25 protein-coding genes are annotated in these 25359 nt (G+C 42.4%); 3 read left to right on the top strand and 22 right to left on the bottom strand.

Annotated features, from left to right (window positions below):
• Positions 1–3: 3 nt before the first annotated feature.
• From miaB to DWY31_RS01430, 12 genes are all read right to left on the bottom strand, one after another.
• On the bottom strand, positions 4–1449 hold the full coding sequence (gene miaB, locus DWY31_RS01480) for a tRNA (N6-isopentenyl adenosine(37)-C2)-methylthiotransferase MiaB (protein ID WP_118287882.1): 1446 nt from the start codon (positions 1447–1449) through the stop codon (positions 4–6).
• 15 nt (positions 1450–1464) lie between these two features.
• Positions 1465–1641, bottom strand: coding sequence for a DUF4250 domain-containing protein (locus DWY31_RS01475; RefSeq protein ID WP_021861011.1), 177 nt, complete (start codon positions 1639–1641; stop codon positions 1465–1467).
• On the bottom strand, positions 1641–2198 hold the full coding sequence (locus DWY31_RS01470) for a 5-formyltetrahydrofolate cyclo-ligase (protein WP_243060345.1): 558 nt from the start codon (positions 2196–2198) through the stop codon (positions 1641–1643). Before DWY31_RS01470 ends, DWY31_RS01475 begins: the two co-directional genes overlap by 1 nt.
• Positions 2176–2409 (bottom strand): DUF896 domain-containing protein, encoded by a 234-nt coding sequence (locus DWY31_RS14090; RefSeq protein WP_021861013.1) that lies wholly within the window; start codon positions 2407–2409, stop codon positions 2176–2178. The genes DWY31_RS01470 and DWY31_RS14090 overlap by 23 nt, the downstream gene beginning before the upstream one ends.
• Before the next feature lie 61 nt (positions 2410–2470).
• Positions 2471–2821 carry a hypothetical protein gene (locus DWY31_RS01465; RefSeq protein WP_207722375.1) on the bottom strand — a complete coding sequence of 117 codons (351 nt, stop codon included), beginning with the start codon at positions 2819–2821 and terminating at the stop codon, positions 2471–2473.
• 58 nt (positions 2822–2879) lie between these two features.
• On the bottom strand, positions 2880–4538 hold the full coding sequence (locus DWY31_RS01460; protein WP_021861015.1) for a putative polysaccharide biosynthesis protein: 1659 nt from the start codon (positions 4536–4538) through the stop codon (positions 2880–2882).
• 13 nt (positions 4539–4551) lie between these two features.
• Entirely contained in the window at positions 4552–5046 is a 495-nt protein-coding gene (gene ybeY / locus DWY31_RS01455; RefSeq protein ID WP_118519348.1) for an rRNA maturation RNase YbeY, read from the bottom strand.
• Positions 5046–6044, bottom strand: a complete 999-nt coding sequence (locus DWY31_RS01450) for a PhoH family protein (RefSeq protein WP_021861017.1) — start codon at positions 6042–6044, stop codon at positions 5046–5048. The genes ybeY and DWY31_RS01450 overlap by 1 nt, the downstream gene beginning before the upstream one ends.
• Positions 6019–7326, bottom strand: a complete 1308-nt coding sequence (locus DWY31_RS01445) for a sporulation protein YqfD (protein ID WP_118519347.1) — start codon at positions 7324–7326, stop codon at positions 6019–6021. Before DWY31_RS01445 ends, DWY31_RS01450 begins: the two co-directional genes overlap by 26 nt.
• 16 nt (positions 7327–7342) lie before the next feature.
• Entirely contained in the window at positions 7343–7591 is a 249-nt protein-coding gene (locus DWY31_RS01440; protein ID WP_021861019.1) for a YabP/YqfC family sporulation protein, read from the bottom strand.
• Between the two features lie 82 nt (positions 7592–7673).
• Entirely contained in the window at positions 7674–8360 is a 687-nt protein-coding gene (locus tag DWY31_RS01435; RefSeq protein WP_118519346.1) for a SanA/YdcF family protein, read from the bottom strand.
• A 94-nt stretch (positions 8361–8454) separates the two neighbouring features.
• Positions 8455–8898 carry a GNAT family N-acetyltransferase gene (locus DWY31_RS01430; RefSeq protein WP_021861021.1) on the bottom strand — a complete coding sequence of 148 codons (444 nt, stop codon included), beginning with the start codon at positions 8896–8898 and terminating at the stop codon, positions 8455–8457.
• A 325-nt stretch (positions 8899–9223) separates the two neighbouring features.
• Between DWY31_RS01430 and DWY31_RS01425 the strand changes: the two genes are divergently transcribed.
• Positions 9224–9502: a type II toxin-antitoxin system HicB family antitoxin gene (locus DWY31_RS01425; RefSeq protein ID WP_021861022.1), complete on the top strand. Its 279-nt coding sequence runs from the start codon at positions 9224–9226 to the stop codon at positions 9500–9502.
• Positions 9503–9642: 140 nt separating this feature from the next.
• On the opposite strand, the gene DWY31_RS01420 is transcribed toward DWY31_RS01425, so the two are convergent.
• A complete protein-coding gene (locus DWY31_RS01420) occupies positions 9643–10962 on the bottom strand; it encodes a M18 family aminopeptidase (protein WP_118519345.1) in 1320 nt (439 codons plus the stop codon).
• 220 nt (positions 10963–11182) lie between these two features.
• On the opposite strand from DWY31_RS01420, the gene DWY31_RS01415 reads away from it, so the two are divergent.
• Positions 11183–11515, top strand: coding sequence for a PadR family transcriptional regulator (locus DWY31_RS01415; RefSeq protein ID WP_021861024.1), 333 nt, complete (start codon positions 11183–11185; stop codon positions 11513–11515).
• Entirely contained in the window at positions 11512–12129 is a 618-nt protein-coding gene (locus DWY31_RS01410) for a hypothetical protein (RefSeq protein WP_117537207.1), read from the top strand. Before DWY31_RS01415 ends, DWY31_RS01410 begins: the two co-directional genes overlap by 4 nt.
• Positions 12130–12186: 57 nt before the next feature.
• Here the strand turns inward: DWY31_RS01410 and DWY31_RS01405 are convergent, their stop codons facing one another.
• From DWY31_RS01405 to DWY31_RS01365, 9 genes are all read right to left on the bottom strand, one after another.
• The gene (locus DWY31_RS01405) at positions 12187–13545 is read right to left on the bottom strand and encodes an MATE family efflux transporter (RefSeq protein ID WP_118519344.1); all 1359 of its coding nucleotides are present in this window, start codon (positions 13543–13545) and stop codon (positions 12187–12189) included.
• A gap of 102 nt (positions 13546–13647) precedes the next feature.
• Positions 13648–14127 carry a 23S rRNA (pseudouridine(1915)-N(3))-methyltransferase RlmH gene (rlmH, locus tag DWY31_RS01400; RefSeq protein WP_118519343.1) on the bottom strand — a complete coding sequence of 160 codons (480 nt, stop codon included), beginning with the start codon at positions 14125–14127 and terminating at the stop codon, positions 13648–13650.
• Positions 14124–16184 (bottom strand): HelD family protein, encoded by a 2061-nt coding sequence (locus DWY31_RS01395; protein ID WP_118519429.1) that lies wholly within the window; start codon positions 16182–16184, stop codon positions 14124–14126. The genes rlmH and DWY31_RS01395 overlap by 4 nt, the downstream gene beginning before the upstream one ends.
• Before the next feature lie 49 nt (positions 16185–16233).
• Positions 16234–17007, bottom strand: a complete 774-nt coding sequence (locus tag DWY31_RS01390; RefSeq protein ID WP_118519342.1) for a ZIP family metal transporter — start codon at positions 17005–17007, stop codon at positions 16234–16236.
• 158 nt (positions 17008–17165) lie between these two features.
• Positions 17166–18551 carry an NADPH-dependent glutamate synthase gene (gltA, locus tag DWY31_RS01385; RefSeq protein ID WP_118287888.1) on the bottom strand — a complete coding sequence of 462 codons (1386 nt, stop codon included), beginning with the start codon at positions 18549–18551 and terminating at the stop codon, positions 17166–17168.
• Positions 18551–19438, bottom strand: a complete 888-nt coding sequence (locus DWY31_RS01380; protein WP_021861031.1) for a sulfide/dihydroorotate dehydrogenase-like FAD/NAD-binding protein — start codon at positions 19436–19438, stop codon at positions 18551–18553. Before DWY31_RS01380 ends, gltA begins: the two co-directional genes overlap by 1 nt.
• Positions 19439–19720: 282 nt before the next feature.
• Entirely contained in the window at positions 19721–20902 is a 1182-nt protein-coding gene (locus DWY31_RS01375) for an iron-containing alcohol dehydrogenase (protein ID WP_021861032.1), read from the bottom strand.
• Between the two features lie 348 nt (positions 20903–21250).
• A complete protein-coding gene (locus DWY31_RS01370) occupies positions 21251–22792 on the bottom strand; it encodes a chitobiase/beta-hexosaminidase C-terminal domain-containing protein (RefSeq protein ID WP_118519341.1) in 1542 nt (513 codons plus the stop codon).
• Positions 22793–22874: 82 nt separating this feature from the next.
• The gene (locus DWY31_RS01365; protein ID WP_118519340.1) at positions 22875–25304 is read right to left on the bottom strand and encodes an FtsK/SpoIIIE family DNA translocase; all 2430 of its coding nucleotides are present in this window, start codon (positions 25302–25304) and stop codon (positions 22875–22877) included.
• Positions 25305–25359: the final 55 nt, after the last annotated feature.

Genomic DNA, 25359 nt, shown 5'->3' with positions numbered 1-25359 from the left:
ATTTTATTCTGCAAGTTCTCCCAGATAATAGAATCCTTTACATTCTGTCAGGTGTGCATTGACATAGCTTCCGATCATGGAAGCCTCTCCTTTTAAATGTACAAGCAGGTTATTACTCATACGTCCGGTCACCATAGTCGAATCATGATCGCTGACAGACTCAATCAATACTTCCTGTGTTGTTCCTTCATGAACCGCACATACTTCAGCTGCGATGGATTGAACTTCATGAAGAAGGCGATCAAATCTCTTTTTCACAACATCTGCCGGTACCTGGTTTTCCATTTTTGCGGCAGGTGTTCCGGTACGTTTGGAATAAATAAATGTAAATGCGCTGTCATAGCGGACTTTTCTTACAACGTCTAGCGTCTCTTCAAAATCTTCTTCTGTCTCCCCCGGAAATCCGACGATAATATCTGTGGTAAGAGAAATATCCGGCACTTTCGCACGCAGCTTTTCTACCAGTTCCAGATAAGATTCTTTCGTATAATGACGGTTCATTTTCTTTAAGATTTCTGTACTTCCTGACTGTACCGGAAGGTGCAAATGCTTACAGATTTTCTTTGAAGTTGCCATTACATCGATCAGTTCATCAGAAAGATCCTTTGGATGGGAAGTCATAAATCGGATACGTTTAAGTCCTTCAATCTTTTGAATTTTCTGCAATAACTGCGCAAAACTTATCGGCTCATCCAGTGTCTTTCCATAGGAATTGACATTCTGTCCGAGAAGCATAACTTCCGTGACACCGTCTGAAACAAGGCGCTCAATCTCCCGGATAATATCTTCCGGCTTTCTGCTTCGCTCACGGCCTCTTACATATGGTACAATGCAGTAGCTACAGAAGTTATTACAACCGAACATAATATTGATTCCCGATTTGAATGAATATTTTCTCTTATTCGGAAGATCTTCTACGATTTTATCGGTATCTTTCCAAATATCGACAACCATCTTACCGCTTTCATAGCGCTGGCATATAAGCTCTGCAAATTTGTAAATATTGTGCGTTCCAAATACAAGATCCACAAATGAATAGCTCTTCTTTAATTTTTCAATAACTTCCGGCTCCTGCATCATACAGCCACAGAGTCCAATCTTCATATGTGAATTTTTCTTCTTATGAGGCTTTAACTGTCCCAGTCTTCCGTACACACGGGTATTGGCATTTTCACGCACGGTACATGTATTGAAGATTACAAAATCTGCTTCGTCTTCAGGTGCTTCCATATATCCGATATCCAGTAAGATTCCCCTTAATTTTTCAGAATCTCTTGCGTTCATCTGACATCCAAAAGTAGTAATACATGCAGTCAGTGGACGTCCTGCTTCCTCAGCCTCTTTCTGTACATATTTTTTTGCTTTTTCTATGTAATAATACTGTCTCGCAGTATCTTCCTCTGGTGGAGTTTGCATAAGATCGATGTTGTATTTCATATGATCTGACATATTGTTTCCTTTCTTCTATACAAATTGGTTGGTATTTTCGTCGTAAGTGTAATCAATGTTCTGTAATTTAGTTTCCATCTTTTCTCTGTCTGCCTGCATATCCTCACACAACGCATCAAGAGATGTATACTGGTCGCGCAGTTTTGTATTCACGACGCTTAAAAGCAGCATCGGATCTTTTGGTAAATTCATTATTCATATATCCTTTCTTCTGTGATCAATTTCTGTGGACGGATATCATTCGCCTCTGTCGGCACACCTTCCACAATCTGAAATCCGAATGCAACCGCAGCCGTAAAAAGCTCCGGATATAGTTCCAGGTATTTATCATAGTAACCACCGCCGAAGCCGATGCGGTTTCTGTCTGCATCAAAAGCAACACCCGGCACAACCATGAAGCCATCTCTTGCTTCTTCTTTCCCGGCTTTACTCTCGCCTTTTGGCTCCAGGATTCCGTATGCTCCGATCTCGAAGTCATCTTTCGATCTGACCCGGAAGAAATCCATAATATTACCGTTCACTCTCGGAAGCCACAGATTCTTGCCAAGTCGGAGAGATTCTTTCAGTATCATTTCTGTCTTTACTTCCCCCGAAAAATCCATATATGCGTAAATATTCTTCGCTTTCCGGTATTCCGGCAGGGCAAGCAGTTTTTCGGCGATCACCATGCTTGATTTCTCACATGTCTCTTTGGACTGTGCTCTCCGCTGTTTTAAAATGCAGGATCTAATTTCCTTTTTTGTTTCCATATTTTTCTGCATGTCTTTTTCCCAGATCTGTAACACTTCCGTCATGTTCTTTGATAGAAATATTATTAAGCTGACCGCGCAGGTTCATCCGGACAGAATCAATATATTCGCGGCGCAGGATCTGCTGTTCCTTTCTCTCTTCTTCAGTAAGTGTTCCTTCTTTTGATTTATGATATAATTCGTTAATTCTTGCGATTTTCTTCTCGTCCATTCTCTTTTGTCCTTTCCGTCATTTATCTGTATTCATTTAAATCTTTTCATTTTCTATGGTTTCAGCTGGAATAATTTTCCAGAAATCCGTACAGATCTGCCTGGGAACGGATATATTTTCCATAGCGGATCTCATTGCGGACCTTCTCCGGCAGATCATCATAAGCAATATCTGTATATTCATATACCGTTTTACGATCACTGGCATATACAACCAGGAATCCGCCTTCCTCTATCAGATAATATCCTTCTTTTTTATTTGCATCCGCAGGAACTGTCTGCGTCTCTCTTTTTACTTCCGCTTCTTCCTGTGCGTGTTCTCTTGCCTTCTGGAAACTGAACTGATAGGCAAATGTCAGGATCAGCACTGCCAGAACTGCTGTCGTGAAAAAGCCAATACCATACTTATTCATAATAAGGACAACTCCTTTTTAGTATAGTATTGGCATGTAAAATCTTTTTTATACGCTCCTAAGACGGAAACAGACGGCATTTTTTACAAACGGCAACCAGTTTTGTTCCCATCGGCATCTGCCGCATTTCTGCTTCGGTAAGACCGCCAAGCAGGATGATTGCTGTACCATAAACAGCTACCGCCGCAAGAAGTGCCAGAATTGTAGCAATATGTGTTCCAAGGAACAACTCAAAGAACAGGTGTACAACTAATGCCACAACACCCATGATCACAGAGGCGATCGCAGGTATAATAAATGTCTTCTTGCGTTCCTGTACAAAGCCGGCATATTCTCTTAAGGCATGTGCATTGAAAATACAAGCAGTAACAGAGAATACAATCTTACTTAATACAACAGCATAAATGCCCCACTTAAATACAACCATCATAATAAACAATGAAATAATATGTACAACAAGTGCTGCCGCTGCACTGTATACCGGTGTCATCATACGATCCATGCCCTGTAATGCCGCATTTGTGATTGTTGACAAACAGTAGAAAATAACTGACAATGCTCCAAACTGCAGTGTCACGGCTGCAATCCGGTTATCTTCTGTAAAGAAAATAAGATCCAGAAGCGGTTTTGCCAGCACGATAAATCCCACTGCACTTGGAAGTGCCACAACCATTGTAAAACGGCTGAAAAGTTCAATCTTATTATGTAACTGTTTGCGACTTCTGTTCTTAACTGCCGCTACAATACTCGGCATCATCGCAGATGCGATCGCACTGGAAAAGGCAAGTGGAACGTTGATCAGCGTATCGTACTTACCACTGATGATTCCAAGAAGTGCTGCGTATTCACTCTCCTTGTGCCCCTGTGCTGCCATGATCTTGCCAAACATTGCATTGTCAATAACACCACAGATATTATATACCGTCGCACTTAAAATAACCGGTGCGATCGTCAAAAGCAGAACCCGGAATATCTCTTCATAAGTTTCCTTATGCCTGCTTCTGTCTTTTTTCATTTTTTTCTTTACAACTCTCTGGTAAACGAGAAAGATAAAGACTACAAGCACAAGTGCTGCCGCTGCACCGGCAACCGTTCCTAATGTACCACCGGCCGCACCATAAGCTTCTCCGTAAGAGGAATCACCTCTTGTCTTTCCAACCGCACGTCCTGCTTTTAATAAGACATAAGCGCCACCGATGCTGACAACCGCATTGATGATCTGCTCTAAGATCTGCGAGATTGCCGTCGGCATCATAGAGCCGTTGCCCTGAAAGAAACCACGGAATACACCAAGAATCGCTACAATCAGAATACAGGGTGCAAGTACGCGAAGTGCATAGACACTCATGCTCATCGCCATAATATTTTTGGCAATGACTCCCGCGCCGAAGAATATAATCAGTGCTGCCGTTCCTCCTACTGTGATTGCAAATGCAAGCGCACCACGGAATACTTTATATGCATTTTTATATTCGCCGACTGCAACTCTGGCGGATACCAGTTTGGAAACAGCAACTGGGAGACTGTACGAAGTCAGTGTCAGCGCAATCGCATAAATCTGGAACGCAACACCGTAATATCCCAGGCCTTTATCACCAAGAATACCAACCAGCGGAACTCTGTATACCGCACCGATGATCTTGGTAATCACTCCTGCGGCTGCCAGAATTGTCCCCTGGATCAGCAGATTTTTTTCGCTTTGTTGTTTTTCCGACATGTTCTACTCCATCTTAACGTAATATTTCTAATTTTTCTAAAATCTCTCTTTGCTTCTGTTCCATAACGAGGCGTTCTTCTTCCTCCATATGGTCATATCCACATAAGTGTAACACAGAATGTGCAATTAAAAAAGCATATTCTCTACGGGGAGAATGTCCGTATTCTTCAGCCTGTGCGAGAACTTTTTCCTTTGATATGACAATATCTCCAAGAACAAGCTCTCCGCTTTCCGGATCAAAAGCTTCCTCACAGTCTTCAAGGAAATCAAAATTACCTGCCTCTTCATAATCAAGCATCGGAAATGACAGGACATCCGTCGGTCTGTCAATCTCTCGGAATTCAAGATTCATCTCATGGATTTGTTCATTCATGGTAAGAAGCAGATTCACCTCCGCTTCATAAGGACATCCGATATAATCCAGTGCTCCTTCCACGACTTCTTCGGCAATCTCTTTTGCATTTACAGGCAATGTGAGGGCACCCTCTTCTTCAAAGTAAACCGTCATTATTTTCTCCTTTTTTCACGTCCGCGTACCTTGGCGGCATTTGCTTTATTTTCATATTCTTCATAAGCTTTTACAATCTTCTGTACAAGTGGATGACGCACAACATCCTTGCTTGACAAGCGGCAGATGCTGATATCATTAATGTTTTTTACAACTTTTACAGCTGTATCCAGACCGGAAATCTGACCGGACGGCAGGTCTTTCTGCGTCTCATCTCCGGTGATAATGACTTTGGAGCCAAAACCGATACGGGTAAGGAACATCTTCATCTGTGCCGGAGTTGTATTCTGCGCTTCATCCAGAATAATAAATGCATTGTCCAGTGTACGACCGCGCATGTAAGCAAGTGGCGCCACCTCGATCAGACCTTTTTCAGAATTTTTCAGAAAGCTCTCCGCCCCCATGATCTGATACAGTGCATCATACAGTGGCCTTAAATAAGGATCGATCTTGCTCTGCAGATCTCCAGGAAGAAATCCAAGTTTTTCTCCTGCTTCAATTGCCGGTCTTGTAAGAATGATACGTCCTACTTCATTATTTTTAAATGCCGTGATCGCCATCGCCATTGCAAGGTAGGTCTTTCCAGTTCCTGCTGGTCCGAGACCGAAGGTAATCATCTGCTTACGGATCGCATCGACGTATTTTTTCTGTCCCAACGTCTTTGGCTTGATCGGCTTACCCTGGATCGTATGACAGATAATATCTTTATCAATCTCCAATACACTGTCTTCGCTGTCTTCCATTGCAAGTGAAAGTGTATAATCTACCTGCTGTTCTGTGATACCACCACCACGTTCGGACAGTTTTACCAGATTCGCAAGTACGCTTTTCGCTTTCTCAACGCGGGCAGCTTCACCCATGATCTTTACATGTTCATCTCTTGCTATAAGTGTGACATGTAAAGATCTTTCAATTTTTTTCGCATAAACATCGAACTGACCGAACACATTCTGCTCATGCTCGGTCGGAATCTCAATGACTGTTTCCATCATGCCCATCTATATTCTCTCCTTGTTGCGATTTTGAATTTCGCGGAATCTTTTTTATCTTCGACGGTCTCAAAACACCGATACTCCTGACTGCAGTGATTGTGCCTCTCGCACTGGCGTTTCCTGACCCTGTGTATATTTTAACATCATTCTCCAGAATTTCTACCCCTTTTTTCTCCAAATCACGGCAATATTGTGAAAATGTATGGCTTAAAAGCTGCTGTTTTTCCTTTGTTGTATGATTTTTCTGACTTATTCTGTAAAAAACTGTTGTTTTCGTGCCATAAGAAACCGGCAGTTTGATGCGGTCAAAAAGGCAGAGTGGATGATTTGTGATATAAATTTCCTGTTTTTTCGTCTGTTCTGTCTGTTTTTCGGGGAAAATATCTCCGGTCTGAAACTGCCAGTCTGCAATCCTTATATAGTCTTCTTTCTTCTTTATTGTTCCATAAACTTTTTTCGTATAACTGTTTGCTAAAACCTCTTTATATGGAATCTTTACTTCCGCTTTGATATCCGCATCTGCCCTGTGATACTGGTAATCGATCACTGTCTGACTGTCATCCTTTACCGGAACCTGACCGGACACAAGCACCTGTCCCTTTCTGACCTTCTTTCCTTTCCGGATTCTGGGAATACCTTCCCTTGGAACAATTTCTGTGATCACACCATCTGTATCTGCGACAAGATCATAAGGGGACACGGCTTTCTCTTTTCTATTTTCCGTCAGTTTCTTTGTCTTACTTCTGTATGCATCCATATTTTCCCGGACACGGATACAGAGCCGATTGCCGTCAATGCTCGCTGAAACCCATATGATATTTTTATAATTCCTTCTAAGATCTGCTGCAATCTTGCCGCAGTTTACTTTCGATTTCACCATTCCGGTATGTACCTTATTATTTTCCAAATAATGAAGAATCTGCTCTCTCGTATAGATCTGATTTCCCGACAGATCAATATCCCAGATAAAACGTGTCAGCATGACCAGTAATGCAAAACACAGTACACATCCCGTAAAAAATAATTTTCTCCTGCGATAGCGGAGCAGAAAAAAAGGAAGACCAATACGCTTCACGATCGTGACTTTCGTACCGGTCTTTCGAAGAATCGTTTTCAGTTTTTTGAAATCGCATACGAACATATTTACTTCATATGCGCCATTTACCACCTGCAGATTCCAGAGACGGATGTTCCTGTGACGACAGCCATTAATAAAACGCTCGGTTCCGGAGCCTGTAATACGGATTCTTAAATATCCCCGGGTATATCTCCACAAACGGATCAGCATCTTTTCCGACACCTCCTTATTCACTGCAATGATATTCGATATCCCGGATCCATCCGGTCATTTTCATCTCATCATTCGTATAATAGGAGATCATCAGATGCTCTCCGGTAACTTTTAACTGGCCGCCTTTTACCTGCACCCGGACAAGTTCGCCTGTATATTCCAGAATCCCACGGTAGTTCTCCAGCGTAAGCTCCACATTACCGGTTACTGTCAGAACCGACAGCCCCGGAAGTACATCTTTCGGTATCTCTGCAAACTCCATACACACCGACTGCCTTCTTATGGATGTTATTGTAATCTATGCAGATCTTTATTTCAATATGCTCACATCCACGCAAAAAACTTTACTGATCGTTGGTTGCATCCCCGTCTCCGCTCACCGGGATCGCTTCTCCAAGATATGTCGGTTTTGTCTTGCGCAATACCGATACAACGTCTTTATCTCTTGCCAGAAGTTCCCGCAGATCCCGGTACATCTGTCCTGCATAGCGCGTTTCCTTTGCCGGAACTCCGGTCACCTTCATTCCAAGCCCCTTGCCACTGTACAGTGCACGATACAGATGATATTTCTGTGACACAACGATCATATTCTTTACCTGAAAAACCGCCTTTGCACGATACATACTCTCATAAGTGGAAAATCCGGCATGATCCATAAAAATATCTGAAGACGGAATCCCTTTGTCTATGGCATAATCTTTCATAACCTGTACTTCGTCATAGTCTTTTCTGCCATGATCGCCACTCATAATGATCTTGGATGCTGCTCCTTCTTCATAAAGTCTGCATGCCGTCTCCAGACGGTCCCGTAACATAAGCGACGGTGAATTGTCCTTGTGTACGCCTGCTCCAAGTACAAGGATACAGTCTGCTTTTGAAGATTTCACTTCAGATTCCTTTTTGATCAGACCTTTCGTGCTTCCGATCACCCATGCATTTCCAAGAAGTGCTGCAAGAATAACAAACAATCCGATACAGATCAGATTTCTGAAAATACGCAGTATCAATCTTTTTTTCTTTTGTCTTTTCATATACTTCCCCATTTCTTTTTTACTTAACTACAATTCTTTGTCGCCATAGCATCTGAAGAAAACTGCCAATAGCAAATTTTGCATGTGCTGTATTTTAACGTTCCTTAATCATTTGATAATAATCAAGTCCTTCATATCCAAGCCTTTTGTATAACGCGATTGCTTTTTCATTGCACGGTGTTGCCTCCAGGCGGTATCTCTTAGCATCCGGGTATTCTTCTTCTACCCATGCAAATACTTTTGTTCCATAACCTTTGCCTCTCGCTTCCGGTTTGAAGAAAAGTTCTTCTAAGAGAACTGTCTGTCCTCCCGCCTCGTTGCTCCAAGTAAGAGACATATTAAAATATCCGACAACGCCGGTTTCATCTTCCAGCATCAACATTCTCGCATACTGTCGGCTGCGCAGGCATTCCTTAAGTGTTGCCTCAAAATTTTCTTCCGGAACCGTGTGGTCACACGCCGGTCCTTCATAAAATTCCTTCTCCATCGCAAAAAGGACTTCTCTGTCTGTCTCTTTAACATCTCTGATTGTAAACATAAAAACCTCCGATACTTTTCTTATTTCACATCTGTTATATACAGATTCCATACGAATTGTTTCGCACTTCGTACTCCCACAATTCTACCCAATATTCGCATATCGTGAAGCTTACGCTCCACTTTTATGCTCATATCGGGGCGGGGCATTAAGCCATAAAACTACTCATGTGCAAGCACATCGTAGTTTTAGGCTTTTGCCCCTGGCATCTAACATTATACATGAGTTTATTCCGCCTGTATAGTCTCTTAGACCTTGCATTCTGATTTCTGGATGCTATAATAGTACAAGATATGCATTTACCGAATGAAGGAGGAACTATTTTATGAAATTTATATATCCTGCCATCTTCCGTCAGACTGAAGAAGGCAGCTACAAAGGTTATTTCCCGGACCTGGAATATTGTTACGGAGAAGGGGAGACTCTGGATGACGCCATCGACAGTATCAACGATGCCGGAAAAGACTGGTTGACACTGGAATTATCCGAAGACGAACCACTCATCCCATATGTCAGTGATCTGGAAGATCTGACTTTGGAAGAAGGCGATATTGTCCGCAACATTTCCATGAACATCCGTTTTTATGAAGGATGGGATGAATAAAGAGATAACAGAAAGCATGTAAGATAAAAATCTCTGGAAATAAAGAGCGTGACTGCTCCTGTTTTCCCAGAGATTTTCTTTTATTATTATTTCGTTCAGCGAACTCTTTCACACAATGTTTTGTAAATTTATTTCTGATTTTATTCTTTGAGAATGTAATTCCCATCCGCGTTTGCTTTTATGTGCGTCTGATAAAATTCCTGTATGGCACGTATCATAGAATCCACATCTTTGACACCGGCTGTCTCATATGCGGAATGCATGCCAAGCTGTGGCAGCCCGATATCAACCGTGTTCATGGACACCTGAGCCATAGCAAGATTACCAAGCGTACTGCCACCTGCTTCATCCGAACGGTTTGCGAAAAACTGTACCGGAACACCCGCTTTTTCACAGATCATCTTAAATACCGCAACACTGACCGCATCACTTGTATATTTCTGACCGGCATGTGATTTCACAACAATTCCTTCGTTCATATAAGTACAGTTCGTCGTATCTGTTTTCTGCCTGTAATTCGGATGCACAGCATGTGCATTGTCGCAGCTTAACAGAAAGCTTCCTGCAAGTGCACGGTAAAAATCTTCTTCGCTGTATCCCAGTGCTTGATTAGCGCGCCACAATACATCAAAAAGGAAGGTAGACTTGGCTCCTTGTTTCGTTCCGGAACCGACTTCTTCATTATCAAAGCAGGCAAAGACATTGATATTTTTCTGATTACCGGCTGTCAGGAATGCTTTTGCAGAAGTAAATGCACACTCTAAATCATCCAGTCTCGGACAACCGATAAACTCTTCTTCACTTCCCCAGCGTACCGCTTTCATACGGTTATATAAGAAAAGATCCATTCCATAAATATCCTCTGTTTCTACATCCAGTTCTTTTGCAATGATCACTTTTATCTCGCCGGATTCTTTTACACTGCCGGACAAAACCGGAAGCATGTCGATCTGTTTGTTGTAGGATTTTCCATCGTTTATTTTGCGGTCCATATGAATGGCAAGACTTGGAATCATAAGCAGATCACGATTGATTTTCACTAATTTTGTTTCAATACCGTTTCCATCTTTTACCATAACACGGCCTGCCACTGAAAGCGGTCTGTCGAACCATGTAGAACAGATCATACCGCCGTATCCTTCTGTGTTGAGCACGGTATACTTTCCAGCGACATTTATCTCGATATTTTCTTTTAATTTGAATGTCGGTGAATCGCTGTGGGATGCCGTCACATGAAAGCTGTATTCATCCAAAGCATTTCCTATTTTCAATGCAATAATGCTGGAATTATTTCTTGTGACATAGTATTTTCCGTCTGGTTCCAGATGCCATTTTTCAGCTTCCTTTAATTCTTGGAATCCATCTTTATCCAGCATGGTTTTCAAATTTTGTACCGCATGGAAAGCGGTCGGTGACTGCTCTATAAAATCCGTTAATTCAGTTATCCTGTTTATTTCCATTTTATTATGCCCTCTCTAATTTTTATTATATACACATCATACAGCAGATCGCATTTTCTCACAAGGACTATTCCCAGACGCAATATATGCTTTCCTTATCTGTAAATCATTTTTATGTTTCACTTGACATCTCACTACTATGTGTTACAATATAGTCAATAGCTACTATGTATTGTAAGGTAGTAAATAAAGAATTTGAAAAAAGGATGGTGATTACAATATGTATGACAAGTCACAGCTTATGCGCGGGACACTGGAAGGTTGTATTTTACAGATTCTGTCTCGGGAAACCACTTACGGCTACCAGATTGTAACCAGCCTTACAGAGTATGGTTTTGAGGATATTAAAGAAGGAACGATTTATCCACTTCTCGTCAGATTGGAGAAGAAGAATTATATTAGTTCAACTCTGCGTCCGTCTCCTCTTGGACCAAGGCGCAAATACTATTCCATTACCGACGAAGGACTTACCTATCTGCATGGATTTATAAACTGTTGGAATCAGGTGCAGAAATCAGTAAATGAAATCTTAAATATGGAGGAATCATTATGAAACTAACAAAGGAAAATGAAAAAATTATGAGAAAAGCAAAACGATATATCCGTACGTTCCCTCTTTCTACTGAAGAGATTCGTCAGATTGAAGAGGACATTACTGGAATGGCATTAGAATCACAGGAACGAGGGGAAGATTTTATGGAGGTTATCGGAAAACCGATTCGGGAATTCTGTGAAGATCTTGTATATTCCATCGGCGGAATGCAGGCACTTGGCGGCAGAAAATTATTGCGAATCAGCGGAATCTATTTTCAGCTTTATGGACTTCTCCCAATCTCAATGGGACTGGTGGCTGTATTTGGTGGTCTTTCTGCGACGGAAATTATTTATTATAATATATTTGCAGCTTATGCTTTCTTTATGGGATATTATGCCGAACATGGCTGTAATACACCAGAAAAGGGAAATAAAATCCTTGCACTTGGACTTATTTTCCTCATATTCATAGCCGGAAATGACATTTATAATGCCATTATGAGTATTGACAGCCCGATTGAAACGGGTGATTGTATTATTTTCCTTTTCGGGTTGATATTAGATTATCCGATGACGCTTATCTATATCATCGGAGCCAGACGTAACCGAGCACACTCTCCAAATGAAATTTAATATACTGCAACGTATAATCTGCTAATGACAGATTATGCATCCGATTCAAAAAGGCGCTTAGATTGCTCTAAGCGCCTTTTTGAATCGAACAGAAAATAAAATTGCCGTAAATGTAACTGCGATCAAATCTGCGACCGGCTCTGCCATATAAACCGCTGTTGTCTGATCCGCGCGGAAGATCTGCGGAATAATATAGATAAGCGGAATCAGAAGCACGAACTTACGTACAACTGCAACGATAATGGATTCCACAGCTCTTCCAAGTGAATTAAACGCCATCTGGCAGGAAATCTGGATACCGAACAGAAACATCACTGCAAGATATACACGGAGCGCTTTTGCCGTAAATGCAACCAGTGCCGCATCTGTTGTGAAGATTCCGGCAAAAATCTGTGGGAAGAACATGACGCAGCCCCATAAAATAACTGCATAGATCATACTGATCTTTAACAGTAATAAAAAGGCGGCTTTTACACGCTTTACATTTTTTGCGCCGTAATTGTAACTCATGATTGGCTGTGCACCCTGGCCGAATCCCTGAAGTGGAAGCATTGCAAACTGCATGACACTTGTAAGGATTGTCATAGCTCCAACTGCCATATCTCCGCCGTATTTCTGAAGCGAAGAATTGAAGCATACCGAAATAACGCTCTCACTTGCCTGCATAATAAAAGTTGCAGATCCAAGTGCAAGACACGGTAAAATTACTTTTGGTATCAGTTTCAGATTCTCTTTCCGGATACGGATAAATGTCTTCTTCCCACACAGAAAACTCACGACCCAGATGCAGGAAAGAGCCTGCGAAAGTATTGTAGCAAGCGCCGCTCCTCTCACTCCCATACCAAGTAAAAAGATAAACACAGGATCCAGGATGATATTGGCAACTGCACCAATCAAAACGGAATACATTCCAGTCTTAGCAAATCCCTGTGTCGTAATAAATGCGTTCATACCAAGTGTCAGTTCTACAAACAGCGTTCCAAGTGCATAAAGATTCATATAGCTGTTCGCATAGGGAATTGTATTTTCACTGGCACCGAATGCAAGCAGAAGATCCCGATTCCAGATAAGCAAAACTGCTGTCAGTATCAGCGATACAAGAATCTGCATTGTAAAGCAGTTTCCTAAAATCTTCTCTGCCGATTCAGCATCTTTCTTTCCGAGATAAATGGATGCTCTCGGCGAGCCTCCATATCCAACCAGTGCTGCAAATGCAGACACAATCATAATCAGTGGCATGCAGACACCGACTCCTGTCAGTGCCGCCGCACCTACATGTGGGATATGCCCGATATAAATACGGTCTACAATATTGTACAGCATATTGATAATCTGAGCCGCTAGGGTTGGAAGCGCCAGTCTTAATAATAATTTTCCAATTGGTTCTGTTCCTAAAAATTCTTTATCTTCGTTCATGTTCTAACCTTCTGTTCTATATAATCTATATAATGTTGATGTTGCGATGTCTGCAGATAATTACGTACTATGCACTTTCACCACACCTTATCTGATATCATCTTATTTATGATACGGCTCTCCATTGATAATGCGATAACTTCTGTAAATCTGCTCCAGCAAAATGACGCGCATAAGCTGATGCGGAAATGTCATTTTCGAAAAACTGAGTGCATAGTCGGAACGCCTTAAAACTTCCCTTCCAAGTCCGATCGATCCGCCGATCACGAATACCAGGTGGCTTTTCCCCTGGATTCCAAGTGTCTCGATCCGGTCTGCCAGTTCCTCAGAAGTTAACATCTTTCCGCTGATTTCCAGCGTGATGACATATGCATCCTCTTTGATCAGCTTTAAAGTCCGCTCGCCTTCTTTTTCGCGGATATTCTCTTCTACTATCTCACTTGCACCATCCGGTGTCTTCTCATCAGCAACTTCCAGAATCTCCAGTTTGCAGTAACGGCTGAGCCGTTTGCTGTATTCTGCAATTGCATCTTTTAGATATTTTTCTTTTATTTTCCCTACGGTTATTATAGTTATTTTCATAGATTCTTTAATTCTCCTTGTGTCTGACAGACAAAAAGTTCATGCAGCGCCCTTGTTGCACTGATATAAGCCGCCTGCTTGTAAAGTGGATTGTCACGATGGAAAAATGCAGTGAATACCTGGTCAAATTCCAGCCCTTTTGCCAGATAAAAGGTTGTCACGGTAAGTCCTTTTTCAAACGCAGATGTATTGCGATCAATATAATGATAATTTTCTCCCCTGTCCTTCAAAATCTGACAGACGGTTAAAGCATCTTCTTCTGTCAGTGTTAAAATGGCAGCAGTCTCGTATTTTTCCAGATTTACATCTATAAGAACCTGATCCAGCAACGCTTCTTTTGAAGCAAATGTCTGTTCTGTAACACCCTGTCCATGACGCATCAGAAGTTCCAGCTCCTGATCGCCGCTCAGTGCTCTTGCATACTCTGCGATCTCGACAGTATTACGATAACTTTTATTCATCTCCAGTTTCCTTACTTTCCGGTCAAAAATCTTCGGAAGAAACCGGGTGACATCCTGTTGCTTTTCATCCATTGTCTGCATGCGGTCGCCGAGGATCGTCATTCTGCACGGGAATAACATGGCAAGAATACTGTACTGCAGATAAGAATAATCCTGCATCTCATCGATGACAAGATGTTTGACATTTTTATGCTGTGTGGCTCCGCACAGGCGGTATTTTAAATATAACATCGGATAGACATCTTCATAAGAAAGGATCCTTTTTTCATATGGCAGATCTGGTAATGTTTCATAACCTGCAAACTCCAGAAAGCGGTTATAAATATGATAAATATCACGTTCCATATACATCTGCCCTGCCTTTTCTTTCAGATATTCCTCTTCTTCCTCGGAGAGTTCCCTGCCTCTTAAGGTCACAAATTCATCTTTAAAATAATCCATGACTGCATCCATTCTCGCAAGCAGCGGTGTATTCTGGAATTTGAAATAAAAGAGAGAGATAATTTCACTCTCTGACTTAGTATATCCTTTATAAGAGATCTCTTTCAGATCAACCAGCTCTTCTTCCAAAAGTGCAAGAAATGCCTCCATCATTCCGATGATCTCCGGTGACTGTTTCAATTCATACTGCTTCTTTGCAGCTGCGTCCGGGAACTGCATCTGATGTTCCAGTTCGTCATAGCGGTCTTCACAGTCATTTACAATACTATGCAGTTCTTTGTATGCAAAAAGATCAAAGCTCATCTCGCGGATATTTTCTTCTCCAAGTTCCGGCAGAATATGCGAAATATAATCCGAAAACACACTGTTCGGCGATAAGATCAGCACATTTGACGCTTTCAGATGTTCTCTGTCATGATACAGAAGATATGCCACACGATGAAGCGCTACCGATGTCTTGCCACTTCCTGCCACACCCTGGATCACAAGGATCTGGTCTTTGCGGTTACGGATGATTGCGTTCTGTTCCTTCTGGATCGTGCGCACAATATTCTTTAACTGTACATCGCTGTTGCTTCCAAGCTCCTGTTTTAAAATCTCATCATCAATCTTCGTATCGCTCTCAAAGGCATAGATCATTTTTCCCTTACGGATCTTATACTGCCATTTGGATGCAATTTTTCCTGTGATCGTACCGGATGGCGCCTCATAGGAAGCTTCTCCGGCATCATAATCATAGAAAAGTCCACAGACCGGCGCACGCCAGTCATAGATCAGCGGACACATACCCGCTTCCGGCGCAAAATTTCCGATTCCAATATAAAATGGCTCCGATTCGTCTTCTCCATCATAGATGAAATCCACTCGTCCAAAAAAAGGGGCATCCATGAGCCTTGCAATTCTCTGCTGCATGCGCAGTTTTTCCTGATTTGCATTCACCTGATGCAAAAGTGCCTGCTGATTGTCATAATCTTCATATCCATACTGGTCCATCTCGGTATAATTTTCCCAGTAATAGTCATGCATCTGGCGGATCTCCTGTTCCCCGGCAGTCAGATCCTCTTTCAGTTCATCCATCTTTTTATGTAATTTTTCTAATACGTCTTCTAAAAAAAGTTCTCCGTCAAAGCGGATATCCTCAAGGTTCTGTCCCATAGCTGTTCGTGTCCTTTTATTTATTGTTACTTTCTGATATACAGCACTTTTATCCCAGTGCCACATCCAGAATCATCATTAATACGAATCCTGCTGCAAATCCGATGGTTCCAATATTACTGTGTTCACCTTCCGCTGCCTCCGGAATCAATTCCTCAACGACAACATAGATCATCGCCCCTGCCGCAAATGCAAGCAGATACGGCAATCCCGGTGTAATAAAAGAAGCAAATAATACAGTAATCCCACCCGCGATCGGTTCAACGATTCCAGAAAGCATACCATAGAAAAATGCCTTTCCACGTCCATTTTCACTTCTTATTGGCAGAGAGACAATAAATCCCTCCGGAAGATTCTGGATTGCAATACCAATAGACAGAGCAAATGCTCCCGCCAGAGTTATATTGGTATTGCCGCTGACGATGCCGGCAAATATGGCACCGCTGGATATTCCTTCCGGAATATTATGAATCGTTACAGCAAGAATCAGCATCGTTGATTTTTTCAGACTGCATGCCGGGCCTTCTGCCTCCTCGCATCCGATGTGCAGATGTGGAATAGCCCGGTCCAGAATCAGCAAAAACAGGATTCCGATAATGAATCCAACCGCAGCCGGAAGAAATGCAAGCCTGCCCATTGCCCCGCTCATCTCCATTGCAGGTATCAGAAGAGACCACACAGAGGCTGCAACCATTACTCCCGCTGCGAATCCGAGCAGCGATTTCTGGATCAACGGTTTTAATTCATTTTTCACAAAAAATACGCAAACTGCGCCAAGAGTTGTTCCGATAAAAGGAATGATAAGTCCTAAAAATACAGTCATAAATACTCCTTTCTGCTTGCTGTTTCCATCACGTCATATTTCAAAATTATACCACACCCAGAAAAAAAGACAAGGCACAGAATTACCTGTCCTTGTCTTTTCGTCTTCATAATCTTAATGATTAATATCTGTATAAAACTTTAAGATTTTTATATGTTCTATTTGGATAATGCTTCGTGGATACCTTTTGCTCCTGCTTTACCGGCTCCCATAGCAAGGATAACTGTAGCAGCTCCTGTAACGGCATCTCCGCCGGCAAATACAAATGCTTTGGAAGTCTGTCCGTTGTCTTCTTCGGCAACGATGCATTTTCTCTTGTTTGTCTCCAGACCTTTTGTTGTAGAAGCAATCAGTGGGTTCGGAGAAGTGCCAAGAGACATGATCACTGTATCCAGGTCAATATCATACTCAGATCCAGGAATCTCAACTGGACGTCTTCTTCCGGATGCATCAGGCTCACCAAGTTCCATCTTCACAACTTTCATACCTTTCACCCAACCGTTCTCATCAACGAGAATCTCTTTCGGATTGGTAAGAAGATCAAAGATGATGCCTTCTTCTTTTGCATGGTGAACTTCTTCTGCTCTTGCCGGAAGCTCTGCTTCGCTTCGACGATATACAACATGTACTTCTGCGCCAAGACGAAGTGCCGTTCTCGCAGCATCCATAGCTACGTTACCACCACCGACAACTGCAACTTTCTTGCCTGCTGCGATCGGTGTATCATAAGAATCATCAAATGCTTTCATCAGGTTACTTCTTGTCAGATATTCATTTGCAGAGAATACGCCATTTGCAGTTTCTCCCGGAATACCCATAAACATTGGAAGTCCGGCTCCTGATCCGATAAATACTGCTTCGAAGTTCTCTTCTTCCATTAACTGGTCAATCGTTGTAGATTTACCGATTACAACGTTTGTCTCGAACTTAACACCGAGTTCTTTTACTTTCTCAATCTCTTTCTTAACAACTTTCTGCTTTGGAAGACGGAATTCAGGAATACCATATACAAGCACACCCCCGAGTTCGTGAAGTGCCTCAAATACAGTTACTTCATATCCTAATTTGGCAAGATCTCCTGCGCAGGTAAGTCCGGACGGACCGGAACCGATCACTGCAACTTTATGACCATTGGTCTTCTCAGCTTTTTCAGGTTTAATATCATGTTCCAGTGCATAATCTGCAACGAATCTTTCCAGTTTACCTATAGATACGGCGTCGCCTTTGATTCCACGAATACATTTGCACTCACACTGTGATTCCTGTGGACATACACGTCCGCAGATTGCAGGAAGTGCAGAAGACTCACCGATTACTTTATATGCGCCTTCGATATCTCCTTCTTTTACTTTTGAGATAAATCCCGGAATGTTGATCGATACTGGACATCCCTGGATACATCTTGCATTCTTACAGTTCAGGCAACGTGTAGCTTCTTCCATTGCCTCTTCCTGATTATATCCATAACAAACTTCTTCGAAATTCGTAGCTCTTACTTTTGGATCCTGTTCTCTGACAGGCACTCTTTTTAATACATCTGCCATTAGTTCTCACCTCCGCACTGGCCACATCCACCGTGATGGGTGTCACCTTCCTGTAATTTTAACATCGCACGACCTTCCTGTGTCTTATACATCTGCTGTCTCTTCATAGCGTTGTCAAAATCAACGAGATGTCCGTCAAATTCCGGTCCGTCTACGCATGCGAATTTTACTTCTCCGCCTACAATCAGACGACAGGCTCCACACATACCGGTTCCGTCTACCATGATCGGATTCATACTTACAACTGTCGGGATCTCCAGTTTCTTTGTAAGCAGGCATACGAATTTCATCATGATCATTGGTCCGATTGCGATACAGACATCGTATTTGTTGCCTTCTTCTACAAGCTGTTCGATCTTTGTTGTAACCATACCTGCATGACCATAAGATCCATCATCTGTACATGGATAATAATTTCCTGCAGCTGCCTCCATCTGGTCTTCCAGAATTAAGAGGTCTTTTGTCTTGGAGCCGATGATAACATCCACATCGATTCCATGCTCTTTCATCCATTTTACCTGTGGGTATACCGGTGCGGCTCCGACACCACCACCGACAAATAAGATTTTCTTCTTTTTCAGTTCTTCCAGATCTTCATGAATAAATTCAGATGGACATCCAAGCGGTCCTGTGAAATCGCGGAAATAATCTCCGGCTTTCATCTCTGTCATCTTTGTTGTAGATGCTCCTACCGGCTGGAATACAATTGTAATCGTTCCGGCTTCTCTGTCATAATCACAAATTGTAAGTGGAATACGTTCCCCTTTTTCATCCATCTTAACGATAACGAACTGTCCCGGTTCACAGTGACGTGCAACACGTGGAGCTTCGACATCCATAAGATAAATGTTCGCAGCCAATTTCTCAGCTTTCAATATCTTGTACATCTTTCTTCCTCCTCGAATATAATCCTTTTATCATAATAAAATATTTTTAGAAAAATAGCAAGCAATACATCCTGTTTTTGTACAATTGTTTTGCAGTAATTCTCTTCTTTTGACTATTTATTATAATTATATACTTATAGATAAACATTTAACATTCATCAAATGCAGCCTGACGGACACATAAATGTTATATTTTTTATATTGCCCTGACGGCGATAAAAGAAGGAAGCGGAGTCAGGTTCCGCTTCCTTCCTTATGTATGGTAATTGGAAAAATGCCGAATTAAAAGTCAACTTCTGTTCCGTAATAAATGCATGTAAATAACTTTTCCATTGTTGCCGGATCGATGGCTCTTGGGTTAGATCCTGTACAGGCATCACCAACAGCATTTTCAGCGATTGTAGCAATCTTCTCTTTGAATTCATCTTCTTTGATTCCGAACTCTTTTAATGTTGCCGGAATGTTAAGTTTTACATTGAATGCCTGGATCTTCTCACACAAACTATTGATCAGTGCCTTTTCTGAAGCTCCCGGAAGTCCTACTTTACGTGCGATCTCCGCATAACGTTTTGCTGCGATCGGATCTTTTGCATTGTATTTGATTACATATGGCAGATACATTGCATTCGCAAGACCATGTGTGATATGACCGGTTGAGAAGACTGCACCCGTCTTATGTGCCATAGAGTGGACAATTCCAAGTAATGCATTGGAAAATGCCATTCCTGCGAGACACTGTGCGTCATGCATCTGTGCTCTTGCTTCCATATTTCCGTTGTAAGATGCCGGCAGGTAATCGAATACCATTTCAATTGCCTGGATTGCAAGTGGATCTGTATATACACAGTTCAGAGTAGATACATAAGCTTCAATCGCATGTGTCAGTGCATCCATTCCTGTATATGCAACCTGTTTTGCCGGAAGTCCTTCTACCAGTTCTGAATCAACGATTGCTACATCTGGTGTGATATTGAAATCTGCCAGAGGGTATTTGATTCCTTTTGCATAATCTGTGATAACGGAGAATGCCGTAACCTCTGTTGCCGTTCCCGATGTAGACGGAATCGCTGCAAATTTTGCTTTCTGTCTTAATTCCGGGAAACTGAACGGTGTGATCAGATCTTCAAATGTAATGTCCGGATATTCATAAAATGCCCACATTGCTTTTGCAGCATCGATTGGTGATCCTCCACCCATAGCAACGATCCAGTCCGGTTCGAACTCCTGCATTGCTTTTGCACCTTTCATTACAGTTTCTACAGATGGATCAGGTTCTACACCTTCAAACAACTGGACTTCCATACCAGCTTCTTTCAAATAACCGACTGCCTTGTCCAGAAATCCCTGTCGCTTCATAGAACCGCCGCCTACTACGAGGATCGCTTTTTTACCTTTTAAATTCTTAAGTTCTTCCAAACATCCTTTGCCGTGATATACGTCTCTTGGTAATGTAAATCTTGCCATTGTTCGCATCTCCTTTTCTTAAGATATATTATTTTGTTAATTCTTTAACGCAATTATATATCTGTTAAAAAAATAACGCAATAGTTTTTTAATAACTTTTTGCACTTATTTTCGTACAATCTTTTTTCATATCGTCATAACAAAATAGAATGTGCCAAGGCATTTTCTTACGATGAGCGCTGTTGCTTTTACACTCTGCCATTTCACGTGAGTGCGCGTCCTTCCGGAGAGTTTTTACGTAGTAGAAACGAAACTATTACACAAAAAAAGGACACATGATAAGCTTCACTTTCCATGTGTCCCTGCTCATTTCTTATATTATCTTTTTGCTTTATTCTGACATCGATCCTACTCAGAAGCTCCTCCCTTTCCGGTGATTACACGGTTGGAACGGCTTCCGGTTGTTGTATCTGTTCCCAATCCGTCAGTATTACTGTCGGACGTAGATATATCCGAAGAATCGCTGTTACTTCCGGATATATTGGATGAGGTATCTGAATTGCCCTTCGAGCTGCTGAGATCCAGCACGTAATTACGTGTTGTAACACCACTTGAACGTCCGTCACTGTTTACAAGAATCGCCTTAAACAATGTCTCGCCCTCCGGCATCTTAATCGGCCCGGTATATTTCTTTGAGGATGTTGTCGGTGTCTTTCCATTCATCGTATAGTATGCCGTATATCCATCCGGTACTTTAATTTCAATCGTCTGACTACTTTCGTACTGTCCGGTAGACGGTGAAATAGCCGGTGCTTCCTCAATCGGGAACACAATCTTATACACCTTCTGTGCAGTGCTGCTCGGTATCCCTTTTTTATTGACAGCAATTGCACGCACGTCATTTTCCCCTTCTTCAAGCTGAATCGGTTCTTTGTATTTGTCGCTGTCAAATGTCGGATCCGTTCCATCGGTTGTATAATAAATCGTCATTCCTTTACCGGCGGTAAGTGTCACCTGCTGTACATCATCATATGTCTTTTTATCATCCAGACTGTATGTTGGTCTGTCAATATCATATTCTGACAACTGTTCCTGTACAGAATCATCAGCGTCATCGAAAAGTTCCGGAATCTTAAGTGTCTGGTCTGTATCCAGATAAAACTGGAAACAGGCATCATAAAGGTCCGCATTTCCTGACTGCGTATCAATCGCGTCCAGGAATACATTCTCTGCCTTGTCATCTTCATCCTGACCGAGATATGTCTTTGCAAGACCGCTATAAGCCTCCGGCCGTTGCTTATTCTTTTTGATCGCTCTTTTAAAATAACTTTCCGCTTTTGAATATTCCTGATTCTTAAGTGCATTATTACCACTTCTTACAATTCCCGTATAGGAATTGATATAAAGTGCATAACTGATACCAGCGATCGCAGCAATACAAAGAATAAGAACAAGAATGACAATCCGGCGCTTTCTCCTAAGTCTTGCCATCTTCTGTTCTTTCTTCTTACGACTCACAGACCTTTTACCGCCTCCGGTACGGTCTGCGATCTGACCGGTACGTCCGGTTCTGCCTGTATTTCCTGTTCTTCCGGTCTGGCGAAGCACCGTAGTTTTACCGGTTGCCCGGATAGATGTATCGCCCGTCACACGCGTATTCATCGTTCGTCTTGTCGTGCGGGCAGATACTCCTGTTATTCTACCGGTTGCGCCAGATCTTCCGCTGGTACGTCCACCCGTATTACTTCGGACATCCACCCGGGTACGGTCATATGCCAGATAATCCGGATCTTCTTTCCCTTCATTTTGTTCATCTATCGAAAACCGAACCTGCTCGGTTAACATATCATCAAGAGGATTATAATCAGGAACAATACGGACTTCATTCCCACATGCATCACAATACAACACACCATCCGGTATCTCATGTCCGCAGAATTTACATTTCATGATTCATCATGTCCTCCTCCCTGTATATTTTCTCGAAACTCCACTATTATACTTCAAAGTTTTTCTGCTTGCAACTGGAAACTTATGATTTTTTTGTAATATACTGCTCAAATTCCTCCGCAGACATCAAAATCTTTCGTGGTTTCGTGCCTTCTTCGCCGCCTACAACTCCGGCTTCACAAAGCTGATCCATAATGCGCGCTGCACGATTAAATCCAATCTTAAACGTACGCTGCAACATACCAATAGACGCCTTGTCCTTTTCAATGATCAGTCTTCCGGCCTCTATAAAATGCACATCCGTCTCCCCGGTATCTGCACTTCCGATGCTTCCACTTCCGATCTCCGAAGTATTCACATGGTTTACAACGTTTTCATCATATCCGGAATCATCATTATGTGATTTCAGATACTCCACAACATCCTGCACTTCTTTATCTGTTACAAACGCACCCTGTACTCTGGCTGGTTTCTGATAACCGGACGGGTAGAAAAGCATATCACCTTTTCCAAGCAGTTTCTCTGCTCCGTTCATATCGATGATTGTTCTGGAATCAACACCGGATGATACGGAAAATGCAATTCTTGACGGCATATTTGCCTTGATCAGTCCGGTAATAACATTTACGGATGGACGCTGTGTTGCAACAACCAGATGGATTCCGGCTGCACGGGCAAGCTGCGCCAGACGGCAGATTGCTTCTTCTACATCTCCCGGCGCTACCATCATCAGATCTGCAAGCTCATCTACGATAATGACAATCTGTGGCATCAGAACCGGTTTTGCCGGTTCACCCTCAGCTGGTTCCGGCATTGCTTCTACTTTCGCATTGTAGCCTTTCATATCACGTACATTGTATTCTGCGAATGCCTGATATCTTCGCGTCATCTCTGCAACCGCCCAGTTAAGAGCACCTGCTGCTTTCTTCGGATCGGTCACAACCGGAATCATCAGATGCGGAATCCCGTTATATACACTTAACTCTACAACTTTCGGATCAATCATGATAAGCTTCACTTCATCTGGTCTTGCTTTATATAAAATACTCATAATGATTGTGTTGATGCAGACAGATTTACCGGAACCGGTTGCACCTGCGATCAGAAGATGTGGCATCTTCGCAATATCCGTCACAACAACTTTGCCACCGATATCTTTTCCAGCTGCAAATGAAATATTTGACGGACTGTTCTGGAACTCTCCTGTCTCCAGCAAATCACGGAGCATAACTGCGGAATTTTCCTTATTCGGAACTTCAATTCCGACTGCCGCTTTTCCGGGAATCGGCGCCTCGATACGAATGTCTGCCGCTGCAAGATTCAGTTTGATATCATCGGCAAGCCCAACAATCTTGCTAACTTTAACCCCCATCTCCGGCTGTAACTCGTACCGTGTTACCGCAGGGCCGCAGCTTACATTCGTCACTGTAACCTGGACTCCGAAATTCTGCAGTGTCTGCTGTAACTTCATTGCGGTCTCTCTAAGGCTTGCATCAGATTCTCCACCTTTATTCTTTCCTCGTTTCAAAAGTGAGATTGGTGGGAACTGATATGCTTTCTTTGATTTTCTCTCTCCTGAAGCAACCGTAGCCGCAACCTGTGCAGTCTCCTTCGCCAGTTCTGCAGCCGCTTCACGTGTTTTGCGTCTGCGCGGTTTCTCTTCCTGAACATCTGCGTCTGCCACTGACGGCATCTCATTCTTATCAGCCGGCATAGACGCATCATCCCCGCGGTGGATCACGAACTGTGGTTCTGCTGAAACTTCATGCATATCTTCGTGTGCCGGTGTTTGTCCGCCGCCAAGTGTTGTATCAAACGAAACACCTTCCACATGCTTCTCACTGCGCTTACTTTTTCCGACACTCTTTGGTGGTTTCTCTGCCTGGAATTTCTTCTGTTCCAGCACTTCTTTTGCTTTCTGTTCACGCAGTCGCTCCCGCTCTTTACTGCGTTCTTCCCGGCGCTCTTTTGCAATCTTCCTTCTTCTGGCAGAATCTTCTTTTGCTTTGCCGTATGCTCGGTCTCCACTTTCTTTTACTCCCTTAAGCAAAGACTTTCCAGTCATAATGACAAAACAAATGATCATGAAAATAAGAACAACAACATATGTACCTGCGACTCCGATAACCGGTGCCAGTACATTCGTAATCTTTTCGCCGATGATACCTCCGATCTTGTCCACCAATTCCAGAAGTGCGCAGGTCAGGACAACAAATATAAGTCCTGCCGCTGTCTTTAAATATGCATTTACATTCCCTTTGTTTGAGATAAGAAATGCAACAATTCCAAATAATAGAAACGGAACTACATAGGCAACTGCTCCAAATGCATAATATAATCCGTGGGAAGCCTTTGCTCCCGCCGAGCCACCCAGGCCGAAATTACTGAGCATGATCAGAATGCTGACTGCCAGTGTCAGCCAGATTGTCACTTCATCCCGCAGGAAACTCTGTTCCTGTTTTTTCTTTTTGGTCTGCCTTGTACTCCTCTTTTTCCTTGACTTTGCAGCCATTTATATTCCCCCTTATTCTTGGCAATACTATTATTAGTATAGCATTATTAAGAAG

Source organism: Dorea sp. AF24-7LB, assembly GCF_003478575.1.
GTDB classification, from domain to species: domain Bacteria; phylum Bacillota; class Clostridia; order Lachnospirales; family Lachnospiraceae; genus Dorea_D; species Dorea_D hominis.
This window is presented reverse-complemented; position numbering and strand designations above follow the sequence as displayed.